At 73.0% G+C, this 8,761-nt stretch carries 8 protein-coding genes; 7 read left to right on the top strand and 1 reads right to left on the bottom strand.

The genetic code is table 11. From position 1 onward, the window contains the following. Nucleotides 1-126 precede the first annotated feature (126 nt). Nucleotides 127-975 carry an SDR family oxidoreductase gene (locus AC07FY_RS32160; RefSeq protein WP_479013720.1) on the top strand — a complete coding sequence of 283 codons (849 nt, stop codon included), beginning with the start codon at nucleotides 127-129 and terminating at the stop codon, nucleotides 973-975. A 15-nt stretch (nucleotides 976-990) separates the two neighbouring features. Here the strand turns inward: AC07FY_RS32160 and AC07FY_RS32155 are convergent, their stop codons facing one another. Further along, nucleotides 991-1,989: a ScbA/BarX family gamma-butyrolactone biosynthesis protein gene (locus tag AC07FY_RS32155; RefSeq protein WP_479013717.1), complete on the bottom strand. Its 999-nt coding sequence runs from the start codon at nucleotides 1,987-1,989 to the stop codon at nucleotides 991-993. 528 nt (nucleotides 1,990-2,517) lie between these two features. Here AC07FY_RS32155 and AC07FY_RS32150 point away from each other — a divergent pair. From AC07FY_RS32150 to AC07FY_RS32125, 6 genes are all read left to right on the top strand, one after another. Then, nucleotides 2,518-3,117, top strand: a complete 600-nt coding sequence (locus AC07FY_RS32150; protein WP_479013714.1) for a ScbR family autoregulator-binding transcription factor — start codon at nucleotides 2,518-2,520, stop codon at nucleotides 3,115-3,117. Nucleotides 3,118-3,405: 288 nt separating this feature from the next. Further along, nucleotides 3,406-4,236 (top strand): AfsR/SARP family transcriptional regulator, encoded by an 831-nt coding sequence (locus AC07FY_RS32145; RefSeq protein ID WP_479013712.1) that lies wholly within the window; start codon nucleotides 3,406-3,408, stop codon nucleotides 4,234-4,236. A 94-nt stretch (nucleotides 4,237-4,330) separates the two neighbouring features. Then, nucleotides 4,331-5,011: a ScbR family autoregulator-binding transcription factor gene (locus AC07FY_RS32140; protein WP_479013710.1), complete on the top strand. Its 681-nt coding sequence runs from the start codon at nucleotides 4,331-4,333 to the stop codon at nucleotides 5,009-5,011. A 19-nt stretch (nucleotides 5,012-5,030) separates the two neighbouring features. Then, a complete protein-coding gene (locus tag AC07FY_RS32135) occupies nucleotides 5,031-5,900 on the top strand; it encodes a phosphopantetheine-binding protein (protein WP_479013707.1) in 870 nt (289 codons plus the stop codon). Between the two features lie 31 nt (nucleotides 5,901-5,931). Beyond that, the gene (locus AC07FY_RS32130) at nucleotides 5,932-7,875 is read left to right on the top strand and encodes a beta-ketoacyl [acyl carrier protein] synthase domain-containing protein (protein ID WP_479013704.1); all 1,944 of its coding nucleotides are present in this window, start codon (nucleotides 5,932-5,934) and stop codon (nucleotides 7,873-7,875) included. Beyond that, nucleotides 7,872-8,714, top strand: a complete 843-nt coding sequence (locus AC07FY_RS32125) for a 4'-phosphopantetheinyl transferase family protein (protein WP_479013701.1) — start codon at nucleotides 7,872-7,874, stop codon at nucleotides 8,712-8,714. Before AC07FY_RS32130 ends, AC07FY_RS32125 begins: the two co-directional genes overlap by 4 nt. Nucleotides 8,715-8,761 lie beyond the last annotated feature (47 nt).

The following is an 8,761-nucleotide window of genomic DNA, read 5'->3' as shown; positions in this document are numbered from 1 at the left end:
GCGATGTTTGGGCCGAAGCACTCAGCCTCCCGTAACCGATACACAGAGCTGCACTCGGCTCCGCTCAGCAGCCTCGTCATTCTGAAACGATCAGTAAGGCATGTCTGACCGATTGAGAGGCCGCTGATGATCCTGGTGACCGGAGCCACGGGGACCGTCGGACGCGAAGTGGTGCGCCGGCTGCCCGCCGGTAGCCGGGTGCGCGTCCTGACGAGGGATCCCTCGAGGGCGGCAGGAGCTGCGCCCGGCGTCGAGGTCGTCCCCGGGGACTACGGTGATCCGGCCTCCTTGGAAAGGGTCCTGCGCGGCGTCAGCGGCGTCTTCCTGGTCACCACCGGAGTCGCCGGTGATCAGGACGCCCGTTTCCTCAGGGCCGCGCGGGCGGCCAAGGTACGTCACGTGGTGAAGCTTTCCGCCGCCGCCGTCGAGGATCCGCTGGCCGACGATCTGATCACCCGATGGCAGCGCGGCAGCGAGGAACTCCTGCGTGCGTCCGGCATGGAGTGGACGCTGTTGCGTCCGCGGTCGTTCATGTCGAACACGTTGTCCTGGGCGGCCTCCCTGCGCTCGGAGCACATCGTACGGGCGCTGTACGGAACGTCGGCGAATGCGTGCGTGGACCCGCGCGACATCGCGGACGTGGCGGTACGCGTGCTCACCGAGGCCGGGCACTCGGGCCGGGCCTACACGCTGACCGGCCCCCGCGCGCTCACCGCGGCGGGTCAGACGGCGCAGCTTGCCGAGCTGCTGGACCGTCCGCTCCGCTTCGAAGAGATGGGGCCGGACCAGGCGCGCGCTCTGTGGAGCGAGCGCCATCCCGCGCCGGTGGTCGACGCACTGCTGCACAGTGCGCTGAGACAACGTGAGGGAGCCAAGGCCGAAGTGAACGACACGGTGGAGGAGCTCACCGGCCGGCCGGCGGGATCCTTCGAAGGGTGGGCCCGGGCGCATCTGGCGGCGTTCACCGGCAGCTGACGGCGCCAGGCGGTCTCAGGCGGTCGGGGCCGCCGTCACGAGGGAGCTGAAGATGATCTCTCCCCCCTGGTGGGCGGTCACGCGCACTGTCTGCCCCCCGCCGGGCGCGTCCGAGCAGAGCCGGTGGGCCTCGATGAAGCAGGGTTCGTCCAGCTCGGCGTACCGCTTGAAGTCGCTGCTGATACTGAGCGGGAGGAAGGTGTCGCAGCCGAGTGCCGCCGCCGCTCCCTGTCGGGCGGCCTCGAGAAGCACCATGCCGGGCACGTGGTCGACCGGGTGGTCGAAGAGCACGGGGTGGCGGGCGTCCAGCCTCAACTGCCAGCGGTTGCTCTCGCCGATGGGTGACAGCACCACATCGGCTGGCGAGGTGCGGCCCACGTTCTGCGGCGCCGTGGGGGCGGTGAGGGGAAGCGGGCGGTGGTCGCGGCCGAAGACCCGTTCCGGGCGCAGCCTCCGGTACACGGTCGGGCTGATGCAGGTGTAGGAGATTCGCCCACTGGCCACGAGCTGTCCCTCGCGCCGGACGGCGGAGTGGTAGGTGAGTCCCGTCAGGTTGGCTCCCCGTCTCTTGACTTCGGAGCAGAAGACCTCGACCTCGACGGAGGCGGGCGCCTGACGGATGTCCAGGTACTCCGGGTCGATGGTGAGGTCGAAGTCCCACAGGAGGAAGTGGTGGCCGAAGGGCACGCCGAACTCCGCGTGCCCGAGAAGGGCGCCGACCTGACGGATCGTCTCGGCGACCATCAGCGGGTCGTGGTACTCGCCGCCTATGGGAGTGAAGAAGCTGTGGCTGCGCGGCCACTGCGCTTCCACCCTGAAGCGGAGGTCGTCCTCGCGGTGCCAGTCGGTGAGCATCACCTCGGCGACGGCCGCGCGGTGCACCAGCTCCTTCGGAACGGTGGTCGTCAGCGTGGGACAGCGGAGGTAGGCCAGGTCGGGCCGTGACTCCGCGGCGAGGGCCACCTGGTAGGCGGCGACGGTCGGGCGTTCGACGTGATACGTGCTCGCAGACATTGCTCCCCCTGGGCTGCTGACGAGAAGGCTGCTGTGCCTCTGGCCCGGAAAGATACATACCAACCGGTTTAATTTCTAGCGGTACTGAAGCCTCCGCCGGGACAGAAAACGGATCCTCGCCCTCCATTTTTTGATACGCGCTGGTCAGGGGCGTACCGGTTGCAGCCATCTCACTCTAGCCGCGCTCTAGGCGTCCTCGCACGCCCTGGGTGTGTCGAGAGCAACCCGAGCCATTCTCAAGTGCTGTTGCTGAGGGTAGCCAGAGGATCCGCCTGTTTTCAGGTCGTGGGAAAGAATGGTGGGTCCATGAAGCAAAACCGCATGTGCGGTTTGTTACAGTGGCGCGTGTAAAGAACAACCACTGTCGTGGGGTCCCGGCCCGGTGTGACTGTGAGGAGTGGCGTGGGGGCCGCCACCGCGATCAGCTTCCTCCGGCCGGCTCCGTGACGCCCCCGGGCCCCGCCCTTTCCGCCGGCTCGGCAACCCCTCGCAGTATCGGAGCAGTTGATGGTCAAACAGGAACGCGCGGTGCGTACGCGCGACACCCTGATCCGGTCCGCGGCCGAGATCTTCGGCCGGGAGGGGTTCGCGGTGGCGTCACTCACCGCGATCAGTACGCAAGCCGGGGTGAGCAACGGTGCGCTGCACCACCACTTCATAAGCAAGGCGGCACTCACTGACGCGGTGGAGGAGGCGGCGCTGGCCCGGCTGCTCGCCGTCACGGAGGCCGTGCTCCCGCTCGGGGCGAGCCGTATGCAGCTCCTCGTCGACGTGACGCACCGGCTGGCCGGTGCGTTGTGCGGGGACGTGGTGCTGCGGGCGGGATTCGAACTCAGTGGAGAGATGTCCCGCCCGCCGCACGCGGACCTGCGTGAGTGGTGGAGGGGATGGGTCGAGGAGACGCTCAAGCAGGCCGATGTAGAGGGCGAGTTGCGCCCCGAGGTGGCGGCCCCGGATGTGGTGAGCGCCGTGGTCGCCGCGACCATCGGGTTCGAGGTGCTCGGGGTGCGGGAGGCGGAATGGCTCTCGGCCTCCACTGTCACCCGGTTCTGGCGGCTGCTCTTGCCGACGGTCGTACCGGAGGCCCTTCTCGCGGACCTCGTCTGTGAAGGGATCTGCCCGCGGTAGCGGCCACCCGAGCCCCGGTCCTTCGTGTGGGTGCGGAGGGCCGGGGCTCCTGCATGCCCGACGTTGCGGTCTGTTTTGGCTGTCCCTCGGTCCGTTCTGGAGGGGTTGATGAGTGGGTCGCCGGGAAGCAGAGCGTCGCACGTGCCGGTATCTGTGCAGGTCAGCGTCGGTTTTTCTCGTTCGTTAGATGGGCTAAGAAATAAAAACAGCACGGTCGGTTTCATATTGACAAACCGCCAGTCCTGTTTTTTACTGAGTCAGGCTTATCCACGGACAGGGGAGTACGGCGTGGACATCGAAGTACTGGGCACATTGGCGGTTCGGGAACAGGGAGTTTCCATCACGCCGACCGCCCCCAAGCCGCGACAGGTGCTGGCACTGCTGGCCCTGCACGCAGACCAGGTCGTCCCGGTGTCGGCGCTGATCGAGGAGCTGTGGGCGGGGACGCCGCCGCGCAGTGCCCGGACCACCCTGCAGACCTACGTGCTCCAGCTGCGGACCCTCATCGCGACCGCCCTGGAGCAGGGCGAGGGCGGGGAGGGGCGGCGTACGGCCAAGGACGTGCTCGTCACGCTGCCCGGCGGCTACCTGCTCAACAGCGGCGGCGGCACCAGCGACGTCCGCGAGTTCGACCGGCTCGCCGGGATGGGCTACCGGGCCATGGACGCGGGGGACTTCCCCGGCGCCGCCCGGCTGCTGCGCGAGGCGCTCTCCCTGTGGTCGGGGCCGGCCTTCGCCGACGTGCACGGCGGCATCCAGCTCGACATGGAGACCCGCAGGCTGGAGGAGACCCGGCTGTGCGCCCTCGACCAGCGGATCGAGGCCGATCTGCGGATCGGGCGGCACCGGGAGCTGCTCGCCGAGCTGACCGTGCTGGCCAGCCGGTACCGCACGCACGAGAACCTGCACGGCCAGTTCATGCTGGCGCTGCACCGCTCCGGCCGCCGGGGCGAGGCGCTCGACGTCTACCAGCGGCTGCGCGGCGTCCTGGTGCGCGAGCTCGGGCTGGAGCCGTCGGCCTCGCTGCGCAGACTGCAGCGCTCCATCCTCATGGCGGGCCCCGAAAGCCCGGCGGGGGTGGCGGAGAGCGGCAGCGAGCGACTCGTACGCGTGGGCTGAGATGCCCGCACACCACGTCCGGCACGCCGCGAACCGGCCGGAGGGCCGGCCGCGCGAGCGGACAGCCACAGGTCGGGGCCGAGGAGGAGCCGCGGTGCAGGAGAGGTCGGAGCGGACCCGCAGGAAGCTCGTGCACGCGGGGGCCGAGATGTTCCACCGCAACGGTTACGCGAACGCGACGCTCGGAGGGATCGCGGCGTTCGCCGGGGTGACCAAGGGGGCGCTGTACTTCCACTTCGCCTCCAAGGACGAGCTCGCGGAGGCGGTCCAACTGCGCGGTCGCGCGCTGCTGGACGAGTCGGTGCGCGAACGGCTCGACGCCGGGCTCTCTCCGCTCCAGACGCTGGTCGACACCACGCACTGGATGGCCCGCACGCTGCGGGAGGAGCCGGCGATCCCCGCGAGCTTCCGCATCACCAAGGAGTGCGCCGGCCTCCCCCAGGCCGTCGCCGACTTCCACCAGATCTGGCTCGCGGCGGTCTGCGGACTGCTGCGCCAGGCCCGCGACGCGGGCGAAGTGCGCGTCGAGGACGGCTGGGAGGGCGTCGAGTCGCTCGTCGCCGCGGCGGCCTGCGGGATCGAGGCGATGGCCGGAACCGCGATGCCCTACGCCGAACTCCAGCGCCGGGTCTCCGGGCTGTGGTCGCTGCTGCTGCCGATGCTGGTGTCCGACGGCGTGGTGCGGGAGTTCCGCTCCGACGTGCCGGCACCCGATCTCCCGGCCCGCCCCGCGGGCGGCGCGCCGGACCACCGACACCGGACCGTCTGCCACTGAAGGCCTGGAGGAGCAACCGATGACGAACGACCATCCCGCTGACGTGCTCAACGACATCGTCGGAGTGCTCGGCGACGTCCTGCGGATCCAAGCGGAGAAGATCGACCCCGAGCAGACCTTCCGGACCCTGGGGCTCGACTCCCTGCTCGTCGTGGAGTTCGTGGCCGTCGTCAACAGCCGGTACGGACTGCGGGTGAGGGCGACCGACCTGTACGACTACCCGACCCCCGCGTCCTTCGCGCGGGAGGTCAAGCGGGCGATGAACAGCGGCGAGGCCGGGCCGGCCGCCGGGGCCTCCGCCGGGCCCGGTACGGATCTGCCCGCCGGAGCGGACCGGCCGGCCGGTGCGTTCACCGCCGGCGCGTTCCCGTCCGCCGGCGCGTTCCCGTCCGCCGGTGGGTTTCCGTCCGCCGGCGCTGCTCACGGTGCCGGGGCGGACTTCGCCGCCGCCGTGGAACCCGCCCCCGCCGCACACCAGTCCGCCGCGGGTGCCGGGCCCGCGCCCGCCGTGCAGCGGATCGCCCAGGTGCTGCGGGAGCAGCTCGCCGCGATCCTGTGCTGCGACGCCTGGGACATCGACGCCACCGCCCCGTTCAACGCGCTGGGCGTCGACTCCATCGTGGGCGCGGAGTTCATCGCCTCCGTCAACCGCACCTTCGGCATGAAGGAGCGGTCCGTCCTGCTCTACGAGCACCCCAACATCGCCGCCATGGCGTCCTACATCGCCGTACGCACCGGCGCCCTGGGGCACGAGGCAGCCCCCGTCCGGGTGCCCGAGCCCGCCCCCCGTCCGGGGGCCCGGGGGGACCTCGACGTCCTGCTGGACGCGGTCCGCGAGGACCGGATCAGCGTGGACGAGGCACTCGTGCTGCTCGCCCGCCGCGGCTGAAGCCGCTTTCTCCACGAAGGAGCGCGTCCAGATGGACGAGAAGGAAGTCCTGACCCGGTTCAAGAACGGTCATCTGGACCGGGCCCAGGCGGCCGCGCTGCTGACCGGCGCCGGTACGGGGAGCGGTATGGGGAGCGGGAGCGGTGCCGGTTGGGGGACCGGCCTCGGCAGTGGTGCCGGTGCGGCCGGCGGTACGGGTCTCGGGACCGGCGGCTCGGTTCCGGTCCCCGTGGCCTTTCCGCGGCCCGACAGCGCGCACGAACGGCCCGACGGCGAGCGCGAGCGGCCCGCCGGGAGGCCCTCGCCCGCCGAACCGATCGCCGTCGTCGGGATGGCCGGCCGCTACCCCGGGGCCGGCGACCTCGGCGCGCTGTGGCGGCAGGCGCGCGAGGGGCACGGCAGCGCGGGGGCGCCGCCGGCCGGGCGGCCCGGCGACGAGCGCGGCCACTACCTGGAGCGCGTCCAGGACTTCGACGCGGAGTTCTTCGGCATCGACGCGGCCGAGGCGGCCCTGATGGACCCCCAGGAGCGGCTGTTCCTGGAGACGGCGTGGGAAGCCCTCGAGGACGCCGGATGCACCGGCGGCCGCCTGGACGCCCTCACCTCCGCCGACGGCGCACCGCGCAGCGTCGGGGTGTTCACGTGTGCGGGGACGGCCGACTACGCGCTCCTCGCCGCCCGCGGCTGGACCCGCGAGCGGCCCGTACGGCTGCCCCGCGGCGGCCAGTGGAGCCTGCCCAACCGGGTCTCGGAGCTGGCGGGCCTGACCGGCCCCAGCCAGGCGGTCGACACGGCGGAGTCCTCCGTGCTCGTCGCCCTCCACCTTGCGGCGGCCGCCCTGCGTGCCGGGGAGTGCGCGGCGGCGCTCGTCGGCGGTGTCCGGCTGCTGCTGCACGCCTCCAGCCGCCGCGCCGGCGCGGGGGAGGGCGTCGGAGCCCTGCTGCTCAAGCCCCTGGCCCGGGCACTGGCCGACGGGGACACCGTCCACTGCGTGCTCCGGGGCAGCGCCGTCGGCCACGGCGCGCCGGGCGGCCCGGCCGCCGGACCCGGCCGCGGGGCCCGCCCGGCCGCCGGCGGCCCCACAGGCGGGACCGCCGCCGCCGGGCAGCGGGTGGCGCGGGCGGCGCTGCGGGCGGCCGGGGTGGACGCCTCCGCCGTCGCCGTCCACGAGGACGCCGCGTCCGTACGCCCCTTCGTGGGCGAGGCAGGGGCGGTGACCGCGCTGGTCGCGCTGACCCGGGCCGTGCTCCAGCTGAGCCACCGGGTCCTGGTGCCCGGGCCGGGCCGGGCGGAGGCCCAGGCATGGCAGGGCGGTGGCCGCGCGCCCCGCCGGGCGTCGGTCGGGGCGTACGGGACCGGGGGCTGCGCCGCACACGTGGTCCTGGAGGAGTACCTCCCCGCCGCCGGGCCCGGCGAGGCCGACGGCAGCGCGCGGGCCGAGGCCGCCGGATCGCCCCTGGCGCAGGGACCCGCTCCGGCGGAGGGATCCGCCCCGGCCGCCGAGCTGTTCGTGCTGTCGGCGCCCACCCCCGCGCACCTCGCCGCCACCGCCCGCCGGTTCGCCGCGCTGCTGCGCGGGGCGGGCCCGGTGCCGGCGCTGGACGCGCTCGCCCGCGCCCTGCGCACCGGCCGCGCCGCCATGGACTGCCGCTTCGCGGCGGTCGTCGCCGACACCGGCGAACTCGCGGCCGTCCTGGAGCGGTTCGCCGCGGACGGCGGCCCGTACGCCGACCTGCGCGACGGCGGCCGCGACCCGCTGGAGATGGGCTCCGTGCCCGAGACGGCCGACTACCTCGCCGCGCTGTGGCGGGCCGGGCGCCTGCAGCAGGTCAGGAGCCTGTGGCTGTCGGGCCTCGACGTCGACTGGGCCGCGCTGGAGAAGGCCCCCGGCGCGGGCGCCGTGGCCGTGCCGCTGCCCCCCTCCGCGCTCCTGCGGACGCCGCTGTGGCTGGGCGGCGAGGAGGAGCGGGCATGACCACTCCGCCTTCCGGTCCCGCCGCGCCGTCCGCGCCCGCCCCGGGCCCGGACGGGAGCAGACCCGGCCCGGTCAACCTGTGGTTCTGCCCCAACGAGGACCTCGCCCCCGGGATCGCCGCCACCCTCGCCTCGTACTGGCTGGACGAGCACGAGCAGGAGGTCGCCGGGCGCTTCCTCTTCGAACGCGACCGCCGCCAGTACCTCGTCGCCCACGCCCTGGTGCGCCGGGTGCTGGCTCTCGAGACCGGCATCCCCGAGGCCGAGGCGATCATCTGGCGCTCCTCGCGCGGGCGGCCGTTCCTCCAGCTGCCGGCCGGGGGACTGCCGCGCGGCGCGGACACCCTGGACTTCAACCTCTCGCACGCCCACGCCTACAACCTGCTGGGCGTCTCGCGCGAGCACCGCATCGGCGTGGACGTCGAGCGGCTGGACCGCGGCGAGCGCGGCCTGGAGAACATCGTGGCCACCTTCGCCCCCCAGGAGCAGGACTGGATCGCGCGCGCCGCCCCCGGTCGGCCGCGCGACCGGCGGGCCCTGCGGCTGTGGACGCTGAAGGAGGCGTACTCCAAGGCCCGGGGTCTGGGACTGGCCCTGCCCTTCGACTCCTTCGTCTTCGCCCTCGCCGAGGACCAGGGCGTGCTCAGCTTCCGGCCGCCCGCCGACGATTCGGCGACGCGCTGGCGGTTCCTGGAGATGGAGCCGGTGCCGGAGGTGCTGGCCGCGGTCGCGGTGGAGGTCGAGGGCGCCCGCCCGCCGGCGGTCCACCTGCACCACGGCTTCCCCTGGGGCCGCGCCTCTCCGCGCCGCCTGGTGCTGCCGGAGCTCGCCCGCGTGTGACGCCGGGGCGTTGGGGGCGCTCCGGTGCCTTCCGGTGCCTTCCGCTG

It is taken from the genome of Streptomyces sp. NPDC045967 (genome assembly GCF_056430495.1).
Note: the sequence above shows the minus strand (reverse complement) of the source record. Positions and strands in the feature narration are given on the sequence as shown.

Coding starts and splice junctions, on each gene's coding strand:
- AC07FY_RS32160 (WP_479013720.1), top strand. CDS start 127: ATGATCCTGGTGACCGGAGCCACGGGGACCGTCGGACGCGAAGTGGTG.
- AC07FY_RS32155 (WP_479013717.1), bottom strand. CDS start 1,989: ATGTCTGCGAGCACGTATCACGTCGAACGCCCGACCGTCGCCGCCTAC.
- AC07FY_RS32135 (WP_479013707.1), top strand. CDS start 5,031: ATGACGAACGACCATCCCGCTGACGTGCTCAACGACATCGTCGGAGTG.
- AC07FY_RS32130 (WP_479013704.1), top strand. CDS start 5,932: ATGGACGAGAAGGAAGTCCTGACCCGGTTCAAGAACGGTCATCTGGAC.
- AC07FY_RS32125 (WP_479013701.1), top strand. CDS start 7,872: ATGACCACTCCGCCTTCCGGTCCCGCCGCGCCGTCCGCGCCCGCCCCG.